This window comes from Pseudomonadota bacterium, assembly GCA_039028155.1.
GTDB lineage: Bacteria > Pseudomonadota > Alphaproteobacteria > SP197 > SP197 > JANQGO01.
This window is the reverse complement of the sequence record JBCCIS010000076.1, coordinates 1-16812: the sequence shown is the minus strand read 5'-3', so window position 1 is coordinate 16812 and position 16812 is coordinate 1. Positions and strand designations below refer to the sequence as shown.

Genomic DNA, 16812 nt, shown 5'->3' with positions numbered 1-16812 from the left:
GCATTTTTAGTTTTCCTTAAAATGTCTGCCTATTTATCTCGTTTGTAACGACTGCGTTTCAAGGCCAGATTGAAACACGAAGCAACACACGCCTGTCGCCGGCCAAGCCCGGAGGCGGGTTTGGCCAAAGGAGAAGCGAGATGCTCAAGAGCCTGCGATCCCTTTACCGCCGCGACCCCAGCGTACGCGAACTGCGCCAACTCGACCGGTCAATGCTTGACGACATCGGCATGGAGCGGGTCGGTAAGCCGGTCAACACGGGCAGCGACGCCCTTCTGTTGATCCATCACGGACCCTTCCAGCGCTAACAGCCGGATCCGAGGGCGTCATGATCAGGGAGACCGCCGGGCGGATCGGTCTGACCGGCGGTCTCGCCAAGGTCCCTGTTGACCGGGTCTGGCTTGCGACGTTCGTCCTGCTGGCGACGGTCATCGCGTTTTCGCCGGCGCAAGGATGGTCGTCCCTCGGCTTTTTGTTCGAAAGCTGGCTTCTGGTCGCCCCGTTTGTCGTCGTCTCGTCGCTGCTCTCCGCGAGCGTCGCGGCGACCGGGCTTGACCGGCGCCTCAGCGCCGTTCTCAAACGCAATGTCGTCAAGGCGACGCTGCTGGCCGCGATATTCGGCGCGCTGTCGCCGTTTTGCTCGGTCAGCGTCATCCCGATCGCCGCTGCCTTGTTGGCGGCCGGCGTTCCGCTGGCACCGGTCATGGCGTTCTGGGTCGGCTCGCCCCTGATCGATCCGGAGATGTTCGTCCTAACAGTCGGCGTTATCGACCTGCCGTTTGCCAGCGCCCGCACGGTCACGGCGATCCTGTCGGGACTGTTCGCTGGTTTCGCGACGCTTGCCGTCGCGAAGCTCTCGTTCATCGCGAAACCGCTGCGCGACAACGTGCCGTTCGACAAGCTGGGCAGCGTCTATGGTTCGTGCGGTCATGCCGGCGATGCCGATGCGCCGATCGACTGGGCCTTTTGGCGCGACCGCGCGCGCCTTATCCGCCTGCGTGATCAGGCCTGGTCAATCGCCCGCTTCATGATCAAGTGGCTCACGCTTGCCTTCGTCATCGAGAGCCTCTTGATCGCCTGGGTGCCAGCCGCCGATGTCGCGGCGACACTGGGCGGCGATGAGTGGTGGGTGATCCCGATGAGCGCGGCTGTCGGCATGCCGACTTATCTGAACGGCTACGCCGCAATCCCGACCATCAACGGCCTGCTCGAACTGGGCATGGAGCCCGGCGCCGCGCTGGCCTTCATGATCGCTGGCGAAGTGACCAGCTTGCCGACGGCGATGTCCGTCTTCGTCATCGTCAAGCGCCGCACCTTCTTCTGGTATCTCGCACTCGGCGCCATGGCGGCGGTCGCCATGGGCTATCTCTACCGTTTCTGGCTTACGGTCATGTAAGCGGACTGAACCTGAGCAGGCCGTCGCGTTCAAGCTGTTCGACCAGCGTGACCTCCCAGGCAATGTAGTCGCGGTCCGCCTGGGCGGGATCGTCAATGAGTTCGGCGGGCGGATGGTAACAATCGTCCATCGCCGTCAGCATACCCTCCAACCCCGACGCCACGGCACCACCACCGGCACGCCACGCGTCAAGGCCGCTGGCCAGAACGGACGCGTCATCGCGCCCCTTCCGCTGCAGGTCAGCGACCGCATAGGCGGCCAGCGCGCCCGCACGATCGTCCATGACGACGATAGGTCGGTTATCCGGGAGTTTCTTAAGTGCCTCTTCAAGACGCGAACGCAAGGTCCAAAGCGCCCCCGCGGCATGGCCCCTGAAGAACGTCAGACTATGGGAAAGATCGAGTATCGTGACATCGCCTTCCCGGCCCAGAACATCCGAGACAACAACACCCGGCACCGTGGGAGGTACGACCGGCAGCGGCACCGGGCCGGTCTCCAGGTCCACGCCTTGAAGGGCGTCCTGCAAGACCGCGACACGTGGATGTCCCATTTGCTTGAGCCAGCTTGCCGTCATGTTCGCGCGCACGCCGGTATCGTCGATCAACACGATGCGCCCGTCGCGCACGGCGATCCAATCGTCGGCGCCTTGTACCAACTGGCCGCCGGGCGCCGAGACAGAGCCCGGCAGGTGGCCCGCGTTGAACTCGGAAGGCGAGCGAACGTCGAGACAATAGAGCGTCTTTTGCTTGCTCTCCTGAAGCCAGGCGTTCAACACGTCGTGGTCAATGCTCTCGACGCCGCTTCGCTCAGCAAGCCGGCCCGCGGCTGCCGCCGACCAAGCAACAGCCTTATTGGAGACGTCGCCGTGGTTCCGGTCGGCGCCGTGCTCCAGCGACAAACCCGCCTGCTCCCAACCGATGGTGCCATTCAGCAACGCGAAGACAGGATTGGGTACACCGGCATTCACCAGTGACTGACAGCCGATGATCGAGCGCGTACGTCCCGCGCAGTTAACGATCACGGTGGTCGAAGGATCAGGCGCCAGATCCCTGACGCGATAGGCAAGCTCAGCGCCCGGACAATCGACGCCGCCGGGGATGTTGAAGTCGGTGTATTCGTCCCACGGTCTGCTATCGAGAATGATCAGGTCGTCGCCTGCATCGACACGCGCTTTGACTTCGGCTGCTTCGAGGAACGGGGTGGCGCAGGTTTGGTCGACGACCTCGCCAAGCGTCTTGCCGGGCACGTTTAGGCCCGTCCAAACGTGATAGCCCGCGTCGGCCCACGCGGGCATGCCACCATCCAGGGTGACAACGTCGTGGTAACCGAGCGCCTCCGCCACCGGTGCGGCGCGTTCGGCCAGCCCTTCCCCACCGTCACACAAGACCAGGCGCGTGGCGCGGCACGGCGCGCGGCGCGACAGTTCCAGTTCCAGACACGACAGGGCGATCTGACTGGCGGTCAGAATGTGACCATCGGCAAACAGACGTTCTTCGCGCACGTCGACCAGGGCAATCTCGCCACCCGCCTCAAGCGCTGCGCGCAGCGTCGCCGCACCAACGGATGAGACCGGCACTAGTCGAGCGCCACGTCGAACTGACGATAGGCGCCGGTTTCCTTGTCATAGAGCGTGCGGTCTTTGAGTTTGGCGAAGCACAGGCCATAAAGATGCAGGTGCATGTTGCGCTCGCCTTCGGCCATGTGGATCGAGTGAAAATCCTCCGGCATCATCGCGACGCCGGTACCCGGACCGACGCGGACCTCTTCGCGCAACGCGGGTGGGGTGCCGCCCTCAGGGTCGGCGTCATAGAGGCGATTGAGTTCGTTACCCTCGATGCCCACGACCACCGCCCAGGTCGTGTGATCGTGCGGCGGCACATCGACGGTCTGGTCGGCCACCTCGATATAGAGTTCAAAACGGCCGTCATCGTCGACAGACAGCACGTCAAAGAACTCACCGTTGTGCTCCGGCGCCAGCGGGAAATCCTCGTCAGGGAACAGACCGCGCTGCCGCCCCAGTTTGATCAGGCGTTGCTTGATCTGCTCGAGTGACTCGCGGTTGACGCCGTTTTGGGCCTCGATGGCGCGGATATCATCGAGCGCCTCACCGATGGCCTTGCTTCGCGCATCCTGGATCGACATCGCGTTTCCTCCTCCTACCAGTGGCCACGTCCATCAATTGGCCATATATCCACCAAGGTGTCACCGTCGACGACATGATAGGCGTCGTAGAGGCTGATGGTCGGGTCGCAGTGGGGCGCGATGCACTCGACCGCCGCGCCCAGACCAAGCGCATCGGCTCCATTGGCAAACGTGATGCGTCCGTGCTCGTCGCCCATGAAGCTGTACGTCGCCCCCTGCGGCGCGCCACAGGCAATGACCGGATCGCCGAAACCGACCGAAAAGGCTTTGAGCCCGGCGTCCGTGGTCACAAACCCGGGATGGCTTCGACTGATCACGCTGGTGCGCACAAAGACCGACGTCTCGAACGTACCGGTGCCGCCACCGCGCAGGTCGCATGCATTGTAGATCGTATCCATGACGATGTAGGAACCGGCCTGGATCTCTGTGAAGACGCCGCGGGCACTGTCGAGATCGTGGGTTCCGGTGCCGCCACCCGACACGATCTCCGGCGTCAGGCCTATGCCAACCAGTGAGGCGCAGACCGCTTGCAAGTGCGCCATGCGGTCATCGGCTTCCTGCCGTCTGGCGTGATAGTCGGTGGTCGCCTGGGCGCTGCCGTCATAGGCCTGCAAACCCTTAAACCTGAGCGAGGCGTGTCCAGCGATGCGTTTCGCAAGATCCACCGCGTCATCCAGTTCGACGACGCCGGTCCGCTCGCTGCCCACCTCGACATCGATAAGGATACCAAGCGGTCGCTCGGGCGATAGAGCCGCCGCCAGCGCATCGACGTTCTCGCCATCGTCGACAATGACCATCAGACCTTGGGCCCGTTCGTTAAGCGCGACGAGCCGGGCGATCTTGTCGTCGGTGACAACGGTCGACGTCAGCAAGACGCCTGGAATGCCGGCGGCAACCAACACCTCGGCCTCGCCAAGCGTCGCGCAACAATTGCCGAGCGCCCCGGCGGCGACCTGACGCTTGGCGATTTCGCTGCACTTGTGGGTCTTGGCGTGTGGCCTGAGCTCAAGCCCAGCCTGTTTCGCCCACGCGGCCATGTCGGCGAGATTGCGCTCAAAGGCCGGCAGATCGAGCAGCAAGGCCGGTGTCGAAAGCTTCGCGCGCGAACCGGGTTGTCCAACGCGCCCTGCGTTGGGTCGCGCGTCAAGGGCCGGCCGTAGCTCCGTAATGGTCATAGGGTGTTCCTGGTCGAGGGTGGGTATGACAGAATTCCAGAACTGTCACCGTGGGACAACCGGGACTATGCCGACAATCGATCAGAACCACGACGTCTTTCTTGTGATCGATGTTCAGAACGACTTCTGCGAAGGCGGCGCGCTGGCGGTCCCGGACGGTGACGCGGTCGTGCCCATCATCAACCGGACCGCCCCATCGTTCGACCACCAGGTGCTGTCCCAGGATTGGCACCCACCCGGCCACGCGACGTTTGCGTCGTCACACCTGGGGCGCCAACCGTTCGAGACCATCGAGATGCCCTATGGGCCACAGACCCTGTGGCCCGATCATTGCGTTCAGGAAACCCCTGGCGCTGCGTTTCACGGGGATCTTGACCTGCCGGGCGCGGAATTGATCGTGCGCAAAGGCCACAACAGCGACATCGATTCCTATTCCGCGTTCTTCGAGAACGATCACACGACACCGACAGGTTTGGCCGGCTACCTGCGCGAACGCGGTTTCAGACGCGTCTTTTTGGCCGGCCTAGCCTTCGATTTCTGTGTTCAGTTCTCAGCTCTCGACGCGGTCGCACAGGGTTTCGACACGTTCGTGCTGACCGATGCCTGCCGTTCAATCGACCTGGAGGGCTCACATGCCTTGGCGCTTGATGCCAAGCAAGCGGCGGGCATCCATCTGACGACCTCCGATCAAATCGCCTCGGACAGATGAATCCGCTCTGGGACTGACTTATGCCCTGGGATCGCGTGGCTTGTAGGGCACCAGTTTACGGATAAGGAATCCGATCAGGATCATGCCGGCGCCCACGGCAAAGACGATCAAGCCGATGCCCTGCCATGAACGGTCGGTCTCGGTCACCTCGTCATAGATTTCCTGATAGGTGACGACAGTGCTTTTTTCGGGCCCGCGCGGGTCGTGCTCGACAAGTCCCCAAATCGACCGGGGGCTGTCCGGACCACCGGCATCGTTCTTGTCGTACCAGACGTCGACATCACGGTATATGCCGACACGGTCGCGCACTTCGACATACATGGGATAGTCTGCAATGTAGCGATAAAGCTGATCGTTATCGCGGAATTTAAGCAGCACGATGTCAGTGCCGTTGAAGTCCTTTTCCAGACGGACACCGACCAGGAAGCCCGAGTACTTGACGATCTCATCCTCGGACGGTTCGTTGGGCTGGTGGAGCACATAAAGTGCCCCGCCTACCACGGCGGCCGCGATTCCCCAAAAATAGAGCCATCCAGCAAAGACACGAATCATGCGTGACGTCCGCTACTGTTTGATCTTAGTTTCGTCATGGCCATGCCTTAAGCAACCGGCTCATCCTCCGGCACGTGGAAAGCCTCCAGATGGCCGATGCCCCGGCTGAGTGCGCCCCAGCTGGCGTCGCCAATGGTGAGAAACGCCAACCCGCTGGTCGGGAATTTCCGATCGATCCTGTCCCTGGCGTCACCGGTCGCCGTCATGGCAAGCGTCATGGCGAGCAAACGCAAGGTCGGGTCGTGTCCCACCAGCATGACATTGTCATAACGCTCGTCGACCTCGCGAAGCAGTGCTATGGCGTCATCGACGTCGACGCCATATATCCGCTCGTCGATTTGCAGCTCCGCCTGACCCAGGGCGGGCGCAACAATGTCGTAAGTCTGGCGTGCTCGCAGCGCTGACGAGCACAAAACAAGGTCAACCCTGATGCCGTTTTCTGCGAGATAGTCACGCATCCGACCCGCGCGCCTTTCTCCCTTGGCCTGGAGCGGGCGGTCATGGTCGCTCAGCGTCGCATCGGCCCAACTCGATTTGGCGTGACGCAACAGATAGAGGGCTTTGGTCATCGGCGCTCGTCCCCACGGGGCTAATTTGTCACGGAAGTTTCACAGATCCCGTCCGAACCATATAAGCTAAAAGCAACATACGGGAATGTTGCCGCAATCGGTGAGAATTCGTAACGGTTCCTGACGATGAACGAAGCATTAGATACCGCCAACCTTATCCCATCTAAGGCGTCTGAAACCCACGTCGCCGACCGGACTCCGCAGCCGCTCGCCGAAGAACGCTATATCAATCGTGAACTTTCCTGGCTGGCCTTCAACGCCCGTGTTCTGGAGGAGGCCGACAACCCCAATCATCCGCTCCTGGAGCGGCTTCGGTTCCTGTCGATTTCAGCGAAAAACCTCGACGAATTCATGATGGTCCGGGTCGCCGGCTTGAAGGCCCAGGTCGACGTCAATGTTTCGACCCCCAGCATCGACGGCCTGTCGCCGTCGCAACAGATCAGCGCCATCAAGAGGCAGTCGGACGCCCTTGTCGACCAGCAGTACCGGATCTGGCGCACCCTGCGCGACCAGTTGAACGAGGCCGGCATCGCCGTCATCGACGAAAGCAAGATGAGCGACGACGATCTCACATGGTTGGACACCTGGTTCAAGTCCGAGATCGAACCGATCTTGACGCCGATGGCGATTGACCCCGTCCACCCCTTCCCCTTCATCCCCAATTTCGGCTTTGGCCTGGTGCTGAAACTTCACCGTGCGCAGCAGGACGAGCCCTTCTATACGATCATTCGCATTCCCCAGCAGACCGACCGCTTCGTGCGCATGCCGGGCGATGACCTGCGCTTCCTGCCGCTGGAACAGGCCGTCCACGTCCAACTGAAGCGCCTGTTCCCCGGGTTTCGCATTCTCTCGACCGGTTACTTCCGGATCGTGCGCGACAGCGAAATCGAGATCGACGAAGAAGCTGAAGACCTGGTCCGGAATTTCGAAACCGCGCTGAAGCGACGTCGGCGCGGCAGCGTGACGCAGCTCGACGTCGACAGCGCCATGCCCGACGACCTCAAATCGTTCTTGATGGACCGCCTGGATGTTGACGAGGAGGATGTCACCGAGGTCGATGGCGAGCTGGGTCTGGGCGAGACCGAGCAGCTGATCGTCAAGGATTTCCCCGAGCTGCTGTTCGAGCCCTATTCACCGCGTTTCCCCGAACGCATTCGCGATTTCGGCGGCGACTGTTTTGACGCCATCAGGGCCAAGGACATCATTGTCCACCACCCGTTCGAGAGCTTCGACGTTGTCGTCCAGTTCCTGAACCAGGCGGTGCGCGACCCCGCTGTTGTCGCGATCAAGCAGACGCTTTACCGCACCAGCCAGAACTCGCCGATCGTGCGCGCGCTGATCGAGGCGGCTGAAGCCGGCAAGTCGGTTACCGCCGTGGTCGAACTGAAGGCGCGTTTCGATGAAGAAGCCAATATCCGCTGGGCCAAGGACCTGGAGCGTGCTGGCGCCCAGGTGGTCTACGGTCTGGTCGACCTTAAGACCCACGCCAAGATCTCGCTGGTGGTCCGCCGCGAGGGCGGCGATCTCGTCTCCTACGTGCACTTCGGGACCGGCAACTATCATCCGATCACGGCACGCATCTATACCGACCTGTCCCTGTTCACCGTCGATCCGGCGCTTTGCCGCGATGCCAACCGCATCTTCAATTACCTGACCGGCTATATCAGACCGCGCAGTCTGGAGAAGGTTCAGATGGCGCCGGTCAGTCTGCGCGCGACATTGGAGAAACTGATCGCCTCGGAAATCGAGAACGCGCGCAAAGGCAAACCGTCGGGCATCTGGGCCAAGTTCAATTCGCTGGTCGACCCCGACATGATCGATCTTCTCTATGAAGCCTCGAACGCGGGCGTCCCCATCGAGTTGGTCGTGCGTGGCGTTTGTTGCCTTAGGCCGGGCGTGCCGGGACTGTCGGAGAATATCTCGGTGAAGAGCATCGTCGGCCGCTTCCTGGAGCACTCGCGCATCTTCTGTTTTGGCAACGGACACGATCTGCCGTCCGGTCATGCCAAGGTGTTCATCTCATCGGCCGACTGGATGCCGCGTAATCTGGACTGGCGCGTGGAAACGATGGTACCAGTGCGCAACGCGACAGTTCATCGCCAGGTGCTCGACCAGATCATGGTTGCCAACATCAAGGATGTCGACCAGTCTTGGGAATTGCAGCCGGACGGCAGATATCGCCGCCTTGAAGCAGGGGAAGCTTCATTTAGTGCCCATAGGTTTTTCATGACGAATCCAAGCCTTTCCGGACGCGGCAGCGCGTTGCGCAAGCAGATCCGCACCGGCAATGTCGGTAGCGCCGCCGCCGGATGACGCTCCGCGTCGCGTCCATCGCATCGGGCAGCCTGGATCGACGACCTATCGGTGTCATCGATATTGGCTCGAACTCGATCCGCCTGGTCGTTTATGACGGGCTGACCCGCGCGCCGATCCCTCTGCTCAACCAAAAGATCACGGTCGGTCTGGGCAGTGATCTCGAACAGACCGGCCGACTTGACGACGCAGCCCTGGAGCACGGCATTCAGGCGGTAGCCGTCTTGTCACGCATGGCAGACACCATGGACGTCCACAATGTCGAATTGCTGGCGACGTCGGCCGTCCGTGACGCCCAGAATGGGACCGAGTTCCGCCTGAGAGTGGAAAAGGAGTGTGGGCGCCCGGTCCGTGTTCTGACAGGCGATGAGGAAGCCCGCATGTCCGCGATCGGCGTGATCTCCGCCATGCCCACCGCGACCGGCATCATCGGCGATTTGGGCGGCGGCAGCTTGGAGCTGGTCGCCGTCGAAAACGGCCAGATGCGCGAAAGCGTATCACTGCCGCTCGGACCGCTGCGCCTGGTGTCGCGCGCAGACTCCAGCATCTCCAAGGCGAGAAAGATCATCGATGCCGAGATTGAACCGATCGAATGGCTGGAACCACGTCTGAAGGGAGAGACGTTGTTCGTCGTTGGCGGCGCTTGGCGTGCGGTCGCACGTGTTCATATGGCGCATGTCGACTATCCGCTTCGCATCGTCCACGGCTATGCCATGGACCGGCGCGATGCTCGCGATTTCGGCCACATGCTGATCAAGCTGAGCCACGGCACGTTGGCGCAGATCGACGCGGTATCACGCAAGCGCGCCGATACCCTGCCCTGGGCCGCGCTGGTCATGGACAAAGTCCTGAAGATGGGCAAGCCCGCCGGTGTTCAGTACTCCGCGCAGGGGCTGCGCGAGGGCTATCACTTCATGCAGCTTGACCTGGCAACCCGCGACCGCGATCCGCTGCTCAGCGCCTGTATGGATACTGTCAGCTCCGAACACCGGTTCGACGACCACACCGGCGTCATGGAAAGCTGGATGGCGCCGCTCTTCGCCGACGACACGCAGCAGTTTGCGCGGCTACGTTACGCCGCTTGCATTCTGAACGACATCGGCTGGCACGAACATCCGGAGTATCGCGCGGAGCAGTCGATGCTTCGCGTGCTGCGCATGCCGTGGTCGGTTTTGGACCATATGGAGCGCGCCTTTCTTGCGCTGGTAGTCTTCATCCGATACGGCGGCAGCATCAACGATCCAATAGCCGATATCGCCCGCCGACTGTTGTCGGGCGATCAGATACGCGTCGCGACGACGATCGGTAAGGCGATCCGGCTGGCCTGGGCGCTGACCGGCAGCCAGGGACACCTGTTGGCGCGAAGCCCGATGAGTGTGGACGACGACCGTCTGACGCTGCGTCTTCTTGATCCGGATTCAATACCGGCCAAGGACCGCATGGAACGGTATGCCGCCTCGCTCGGTCGTGTACTGGGGCTGGATGTCGACATCATCGAGCGCGACGACAACGCCCTGCAAGAAAACGGGGCCGCGCGTTAGATAACGCACGGCCCCTTATTGTGTCAGTCCGCTCTATATGTAGATGGAGAGCGGATCAGTCCTTACCGTCCCAAACACCTTCGCGAACCAGGTCGTCGGCGACCTCACGGATTGAACGATCCATGATGGCGACCATATCGTCGACCTGCTTCTTGGTGATGATGATCGGCGGCGAGAACACGCAAAGATGCATGAAGGGCCTTAGGATCAGACCGTACTCCTGGCACTTCTGGTCAAGCCGCTTGCCAAGCTCCAAGTCCTTGCCGAAGGCTTCCTTGGACTTCTTGCTGGAAACACACTCGACGCAGCCCATGATGCCGACACCACGCACGTCGCCGACCATCGGCAGGTCCGACAGGCTCTTCAGCTTGTCCTGGAAGTAGTCACCGACATCCAGAGCGTGCTCCATGATGTGCTCGCGCTCCATGATCTCGATGTTCTTGAGCGCTGCCGCCATGGCGACCGGATGGCCGGAGTACGTGAAGCCGTTGGAGAACGTCGCGGTTTCGCCCGCCTTATCGATGACGTCCTGGTGCAGCTTCTCCGAGATGGCAGTCAGACCGGCAGGGATGTAGCCCGAGGTGAAACCCTTCGCCGCGGTGATGATGTCCGGCACGATGTCGAATACCGGTTCCGACGCGAAGAAGTGACCCATGCGGCCAAAGCCGGTTACCACTTCGTCAGAGATATAGAGCACGTTGTACTTCCGGCAGACTTCCAGGCAGCCGGCCTGGTAACCCTTGGGCGGCACGATGACGCCGCCGGACGCCAAGACAGGCTCGGCGATAAAACAGGCAACCTTTTCCGGGCCGATCTCAAGGATCTTGTCTTCCAGTTCCTTGACCTTGGCGTCCTTGAACTCTTCCTCGCTCATGCCGTCGGGACGGCGGTAAGGATTGGGCGAGGAAATGTGATGGATGAAGTCTCTGACCAACTCCATGCGGTCGTCGTTGCCGGGCTTGCCACAGATAGACGCGGCGAGATACGTGCTGCCGTGATAGGCATCCTCGCGCGTGATGATGTGCTTCTTCTCCGGCTGCTCCATCACGTTGAAGTAGAAGTGGACGAACCGGATGGCCGAATCGTTGGCCGTCGAACCGCCGGTCGAATAGAAGAACCGGTTGAGATCGCCCGGCGTCAACGTCGCCAGTTTCGCTGACAGCTCGGCATGCGGCGGGGTCGCCATGGACCACGGCGAGTAATAGACCATGCGTCGCACCTGATCGGCGATCGCCTGGGCCATTTCCTCGTTGCCATAGCCGATCTGGACGGCCCACATGCCGCCGATGCCATCGATGTACTTGTTGCCCTCGGTATCGACGACGTAGATCCCCTCGGAATCGGCCAGCAACGTGTGATCCTGGCGGCCGAACTCGTGCCAGGGATGCATGGCATGCGCCTTGTCCTTGGCCAGAAGGTCTTCTTTGTCGAAATGCAGATTGCTTCTCACGTCAGCACCTATGTGTCGTTATGCCTTAGCAGCGACGCCGCCCATCGGCGCCGCCGGCTTCGGCCCGCGCAGAAGCGAGCCGACGCTATTCGTGGAGGACCCGATCCTGCGGCGAAGGAGCCTCCCACCCCGGCCCGTCTCGCGCCTCGTTCAGAGAGGCCACGGGAGGTGCGAACCCTGCTAAGATAGGGGGTTAGACCCGATAGCGGCAACCCCTAAACCCCGGAAAACCAGTAATTCAGGAGACCATCCATGACCTCTGCCGTTCCCACCGTCCAGGTAGACAACGAAACGTCGATCGTGACCGAGTGGCGATTTTCCCCCGGGGCAAACACCGGCTGGCACCAGCACATGTACGACTACGTTGTCGTCCCCATGACCACCGGCACCTTGCGGCTGAAGTCCGCCGACGGCGAGCACGAGGCCGAACTGACTGCCGGACAGGCCTATTACCGCCAGGCCGGGGTCGAGCATGACGTCATCAATGCCAACGATTACGAGTTCGTTTTTGTCGAGGTCGAGCTTAAGGACCGCCCGCTTTCCACCTGACAAATCTGTGCTTTTCGGCTGCTTGACGTTTCCTCTGAGCCAACTAGTGTGCGTCGGAAATCCGCTCCTGCTGCCGCACCACATCTTAAGGACCGGTATCTGCCATGACAGTGCATGAGGCATCGTGCCGCTTGTCGGCAACACACCCTTGATTCGGCTCAAGGGGCCTTCCGACAAGACGGGATGCAACATTCTGGGCAAGTGCGAATTTCTGAACCCCGGCCAATCGGTCAAGGACCGGGCGGCGCTGTGGATCATCCGCGACGCCGAGATACGCGGCGACCTGAAGCCCGGCGGCGTTATTGTCGAAGGCACGGCGGGCAATACCGGCATCGGCCTGTGTACGGTGGGCAATGCGCTCGGCTATCGCTGTGTGATCGTGATGCCGGAGACGCAGAGCCAGGAGAAGAAGGACACGCTCAGAGCGCTTGGGGCCGATCTGCATCTGACGCCCGCGGCGCCCTACAAAGACCAGCGCAACTACATCCGCACGTCCGAGCGCATGGCCACGGAGATCGCCGCCAATGAGCCCAACGGCGCGGTCTGGGCCAATCAATTCGATAATGTCGCCAACCGGCAGGCCCACATCGACAGCACGGGCCCGGAGATCTGGGACCAGACCGACGGCGCGGTCGACGCGTTCGTCTCGGCCATCGGCACCGGCGGCACACTCTCCGGCGTCGGCATGGCACTTAAGGAGCGCAACCAGGACGTCCAGATCGTCATGTCCGATCCCTATGGTTCGTGCATGTACAACTGGTTCAAGAACGGCGAGCTGAAGTCCGAAGGCAGCTCGATTTCCGAAGGCATCGGCCAGGGCCGCGTCACCCAGAACCTGGAGGACGCGCCGATCGATCAAGCCTATCAGGTCAGTGATGTGGAAATGCTGGAGGTCGTCTTCGATCTCCTGCAGCACGAGGGCCTATGCGTTGGCGGCTCCACCGGCATCAACGTCGCTGGTGCCGTCAAGGTCGCCAGGGACCTGGGCCCCGGCCACACCATTGTGACAATCCTGTGCGATTACGGCACCCGTTATCACAGCAAGATCTTCAATCCGACCTTTCTGCGCGAACGTAACCTTCCCTCGCCGCCCTGGATGGCGTAGGCACTGGGGTCATGGAGTTACTGTTTCGCGACGATGCCTATCAACGATCCTGCGACGCCGTGGTGACGCAAGTCGACGACGACGGCATTCGCCTTGACCGCACGGTGTTCTACCCGACCGGCGGCGGCCAGCCGGGCGACAGCGGTACGTTGATGTTGGCAGACGGTCGCACCATCACAATCGAAACGGCGCGCAAAGGCGCCGACCACGAGGATGTGGTCCACGTACCCGCGGCCGACCAGCCGGCAGCGTCGGCGGGCGATGCCGTGAGCGTCGCCATCGACTGGGATCGCCGCTATCGCCATATGCGCATGCACACCTGCCTTCACCTGCTTTCGGCGATCATCAAGGCACCGGTGACCGGCGGCCAGGTCAGCGAAACGCGCAGCAGGCTCGATTTCAACTGGCCGGATGCCGATCTGACTAAAGAAGAAATCACCGAAGGGCTTAACCGCCTGGTCTCGGAGAACCATGCAGTAGAGCCGCGCTGGATTACCGATGAAGAACTTGCTGCGCAGCCGGACCTGGTCCGCACCATGTCGGTCAAACCACCGACCGGTGCCGGGCACGTGCGTCTGCTCGACATCGACGGGGTCGACCTGCAGCCGTGCGGCGGCACCCACGTGCGCAATACCGGCGAAATCGGCGGCGTCGCGGTCGCCAAGATTGAAAACAAAGGACGGCAGAACCGGCGCGTCAGCGTCGTTCTGCTGGAAGACTAGGAGGAGCCTGTGGCCAATTCCGATGCCCTGGTGAGCACAGAGTGGCTCGCCCAGCATCTCACCTCTCCCGACGTGCGCGTGGTCGACGGATCGTGGTACCTGCCGACCGACGAGCGCGATCCGCGCGCCGAATACGAGGAGCAACATATCGCGGGCGCCGTCTTTTTCGACATCGACGACATCGCCGACGACAAGAGCGACCTGCCCCACATGCTGCCAAGCCCAGAGAAGTTCTCCTCGCGCGTGCGCAAGCTGGGCCTGGGCGACGGCGTGCGCATCGTCGTCTATGACGGCGGAAACATGATGGCGGCGGCGCGCGTGTGGTGGATGTTCCGCGTCTTCGGCCACGACGACGTGGCGGTCCTGGACGGCGGGCTCGCCAAATGGCTCGCCGAGGGTCGCCCGGTTACCGACGAAGCGACAACGCCCAAGGAACGCCACTTTACCGCACGGCTGAACAGTTTCCTGGTACGCGACATCGATCAGGTTCGCGCCAATCTCGACAGCCAGCGCGAACAGGTCATCGATGCGCGCGGCGCCGGCCGTTTCACCGGTGAGGAACCGGAGATACGGCCCGGCCTGCGAGGCGGACATATTCCGGGAAGCAGCAATCTACCCTATGGCAACCTTCTGAACCCGGCCGACGGTACGATTGTCGATGCCGACGCCATCGCCGCGGCGTTCACCGGGATCGGTGTCGACCCCAAGAAGCCGATTGTGACGACCTGTGGCTCAGGCATCAGCGCTACCTTTCTGGCGCTCGCCTTGCATCTTATGGGCAGCAAGAAGGTCGCCGTCTATGATGGTTCCTGGACCGAATGGGGCGGTCACGACGATACGCCTGTGGCGACCGGTCCGGCCTGAAGCGGTAAAGATGAACGCGCAGAAACGGATGGCAGCACCCTGAAGGTCGTCGTCACCTACCTTGAAATGAACGCGCGGCCACGCCGGCCTACCGTTGCCGCGCCTCTGCGCAAACTCGCGGTGCTGCGCGCTGAAAAGCCGACGCTTTCCTTTTATCGTTACCTCTATGAGACCATCGGCCGACCATGGCTGTGGGCCGACCGCCGCGACTTGCGCGACGACGACCTTGCCGCGCTGATCCATAACGACAAGATCGAGATCTACGTGCTCTACGTCGCCGGCGTGCCCGCGGGCTTCACAGAATTGGACTTTCGCGGCGAAACGCGTGTCGAGATCACACACCTGGGACTGGTGCCGGAGTTCACCGGCCAGGGCCTGGGCCGGTTTCTGCTTAACTGGTCGGTCGATGCGGCGTGGCGCGCGGAGACCCGCGTCGTCGCCGTCGAGACCGACACCGCCGACAATCCCCGCGCGCTCGGCATGTATCAACGCGCCGGGTTTAATGTCGTCGGGCGTGCCGAAGTCGAACAGAAGCCGCCTGCCGCGCTGACCCATCTGCCGTCACCCAGCCAGGACCTCTAGAACCTTGGATCTGGCAGGAAGGCTTGGTCCCGGACCCGGCCCAGTGCCATGATGGCGCCAAAGCAGGGTTCAGCCGGAAATATCATGAAACCAGAAACGGTTATCGTTAACGCGGGTCGCGACCCCGAAGCCAACCACGGGATTGTCAACCCGCCGGTCTATCACGCCTCGACCGTGCTGTTCGAGACCCTCGAGGCGCTCAACGGCGCCAGCGGCAAGGACTACCGCCAGGTCGTCTACGGCCGTTACGGCACGCCAACCACATTTGCGCTACAGGAGGCCATGGCGGCCCTGGAAGGCGGTGACTGGGCGATCACGTGCGGCTCCGGCAAGGCCGCCATCGCGACCGTCCTGATGGCCTTCCTGCAGGCCGGCGACCACATTCTGATCACCGATTCAGCCTATCAACCGACACGCAACCTGGCCCTGGGCATGCTGAAGCGCTTCGGTGTCGAAACCACGTTCTATGACCCCATAATCGGCGCCGGCATCGCCGATCTGATCCAGGACAACACCCGCATTGTCTACACGGAATCGCCGGGCTCGATCACGTTCGAGATCCAGGACCTTCCGGCGATCGCCGAGGCCGCCCATGCCCGTGACGCCATCGTCATCTGCGACAACACGTGGGGCGCCGGGTACTTCTACAGGCCCTTGACGCTGGGAGCGGATATCGCGATCCAAGCCGCCACCAAGTACATCGTCGGTCATTCCGACGCGATGCTGGGCGTGGCGACCGCGCGCGAGAAGCACATGGACCGGCTGTGGCACGCCTTCACCACGCTTGGCAACAATGTCGGGCCCGACGATGCCTATCTCGGCCAGCGCGGGTTGCGTACACTGGCGGTCAGATTGGACCGCCATCATGAGAACGCGATGAAGGTAGCGACGTGGCTGAGCGAACGGCCTGAGGTCACCCGCGTCCTGCATCCCGCCCTGCCCGATCATCCTGGCCACGACATCTGGCGGCGCGATTTCACCGGCGCAAGCGGTCTTTTCGGCGTGCTGATCAAACCAACCACCGACACCGCCGTAGCAGCTATGCTCGATGGCCTGGAACTGTTCGGCATGGGCTACTCGTGGGGTGGTTATGAGAGCCTGATCGTACCGTGCGATCTCGCGCGCGCTCGTGCCGTGTCGCCG

At 62.0% G+C, this 16812-nt stretch carries 17 protein-coding genes; 11 read left to right on the top strand and 6 right to left on the bottom strand.

What is annotated here, in order from left to right:
• Window positions 1-140 precede the first annotated feature (140 nt).
• The gene (locus tag AAF563_23645) at window positions 141-308 is read left to right on the top strand and encodes a hypothetical protein (protein ID MEM7124294.1); all 168 of its coding nucleotides are present in this window, start codon (window positions 141-143) and stop codon (window positions 306-308) included.
• A gap of 20 nt (window positions 309-328) precedes the next feature.
• The gene (locus AAF563_23640) at window positions 329-1396 is read left to right on the top strand and encodes a permease (protein ID MEM7124293.1); all 1068 of its coding nucleotides are present in this window, start codon (window positions 329-331) and stop codon (window positions 1394-1396) included.
• Here the strand turns inward: AAF563_23640 and AAF563_23635 are convergent.
• From AAF563_23635 to AAF563_23625, 3 genes are read right to left on the bottom strand one after another with little or no spacing between them, the layout of a single operon-like run.
• The gene (locus AAF563_23635; protein MEM7124292.1) at window positions 1389-2972 is read right to left on the bottom strand and encodes a rhodanese-like domain-containing protein; all 1584 of its coding nucleotides are present in this window, start codon (window positions 2970-2972) and stop codon (window positions 1389-1391) included. The genes AAF563_23640 and AAF563_23635 overlap by 8 nt on opposite strands.
• Complete coding sequence (locus AAF563_23630) at window positions 2972-3538, bottom strand: cysteine dioxygenase (protein MEM7124291.1); 567 nt, start codon at window positions 3536-3538, stop codon at window positions 2972-2974. The genes AAF563_23635 and AAF563_23630 overlap by 1 nt, the downstream gene beginning before the upstream one ends.
• A 14-nt stretch (window positions 3539-3552) precedes the next feature.
• A complete protein-coding gene (locus tag AAF563_23625; protein ID MEM7124290.1) occupies window positions 3553-4713 on the bottom strand; it encodes a DSD1 family PLP-dependent enzyme in 1161 nt (386 codons plus the stop codon).
• A gap of 67 nt (window positions 4714-4780) precedes the next feature.
• Between AAF563_23625 and pncA the strand changes: the two genes are divergently transcribed.
• The gene (gene pncA, locus AAF563_23620) at window positions 4781-5422 is read left to right on the top strand and encodes a bifunctional nicotinamidase/pyrazinamidase (GenBank protein ID MEM7124289.1); all 642 of its coding nucleotides are present in this window, start codon (window positions 4781-4783) and stop codon (window positions 5420-5422) included.
• 18 nt (window positions 5423-5440) lie between these two features.
• On the opposite strand, the gene AAF563_23615 is transcribed toward pncA, so the two are convergent.
• On the bottom strand, window positions 5441-5974 hold the full coding sequence (locus AAF563_23615; protein ID MEM7124288.1) for a hypothetical protein: 534 nt from the start codon (window positions 5972-5974) through the stop codon (window positions 5441-5443).
• A gap of 47 nt (window positions 5975-6021) precedes the next feature.
• Window positions 6022-6543, bottom strand: a complete 522-nt coding sequence (locus tag AAF563_23610) for a histidine phosphatase family protein (protein ID MEM7124287.1) — start codon at window positions 6541-6543, stop codon at window positions 6022-6024.
• A 126-nt stretch (window positions 6544-6669) separates the two neighbouring features.
• On the opposite strand from AAF563_23610, the gene AAF563_23605 reads away from it, so the two are divergent.
• Both AAF563_23605 and AAF563_23600 read left to right on the top strand, forming a co-directional pair.
• A complete protein-coding gene (locus AAF563_23605) occupies window positions 6670-8856 on the top strand; it encodes an RNA degradosome polyphosphate kinase (protein MEM7124286.1) in 2187 nt (728 codons plus the stop codon).
• The gene (locus AAF563_23600; GenBank protein MEM7124285.1) at window positions 8853-10397 is read left to right on the top strand and encodes a Ppx/GppA family phosphatase; all 1545 of its coding nucleotides are present in this window, start codon (window positions 8853-8855) and stop codon (window positions 10395-10397) included. Before AAF563_23605 ends, AAF563_23600 begins: the two co-directional genes overlap by 4 nt.
• A 55-nt stretch (window positions 10398-10452) precedes the next feature.
• On the opposite strand, the gene AAF563_23595 is transcribed toward AAF563_23600, so the two are convergent.
• Complete coding sequence (locus AAF563_23595; GenBank protein MEM7124284.1) at window positions 10453-11847, bottom strand: aminotransferase; 1395 nt, start codon at window positions 11845-11847, stop codon at window positions 10453-10455.
• 252 nt (window positions 11848-12099) lie between these two features.
• Between AAF563_23595 and AAF563_23590 the strand changes: the two genes are divergently transcribed.
• The 6 genes from AAF563_23590 to metC all read left to right on the top strand — a co-directional run.
• Window positions 12100-12396, top strand: coding sequence for a cupin domain-containing protein (locus AAF563_23590; GenBank protein MEM7124283.1), 297 nt, complete (start codon window positions 12100-12102; stop codon window positions 12394-12396).
• Between the two features lie 121 nt (window positions 12397-12517).
• Window positions 12518-13501: a cysteine synthase A gene (locus AAF563_23585; GenBank protein ID MEM7124282.1), complete on the top strand. Its 984-nt coding sequence runs from the start codon at window positions 12518-12520 to the stop codon at window positions 13499-13501.
• Between the two features lie 11 nt (window positions 13502-13512).
• Entirely contained in the window at window positions 13513-14223 is a 711-nt protein-coding gene (locus AAF563_23580) for an alanyl-tRNA editing protein (protein ID MEM7124281.1), read from the top strand.
• A 9-nt stretch (window positions 14224-14232) separates the two neighbouring features.
• Window positions 14233-15087: a 3-mercaptopyruvate sulfurtransferase gene (gene sseA / locus AAF563_23575; GenBank protein MEM7124280.1), complete on the top strand. Its 855-nt coding sequence runs from the start codon at window positions 14233-14235 to the stop codon at window positions 15085-15087.
• A gap of 120 nt (window positions 15088-15207) precedes the next feature.
• Window positions 15208-15669, top strand: coding sequence for a GNAT family N-acetyltransferase (locus AAF563_23570; GenBank protein MEM7124279.1), 462 nt, complete (start codon window positions 15208-15210; stop codon window positions 15667-15669).
• Window positions 15670-15753: 84 nt separating this feature from the next.
• On the top strand, window positions 15754-16812 hold a 1059-nt coding region (gene metC, locus AAF563_23565), incomplete at its 3' end, for a cystathionine beta-lyase (GenBank protein ID MEM7124278.1).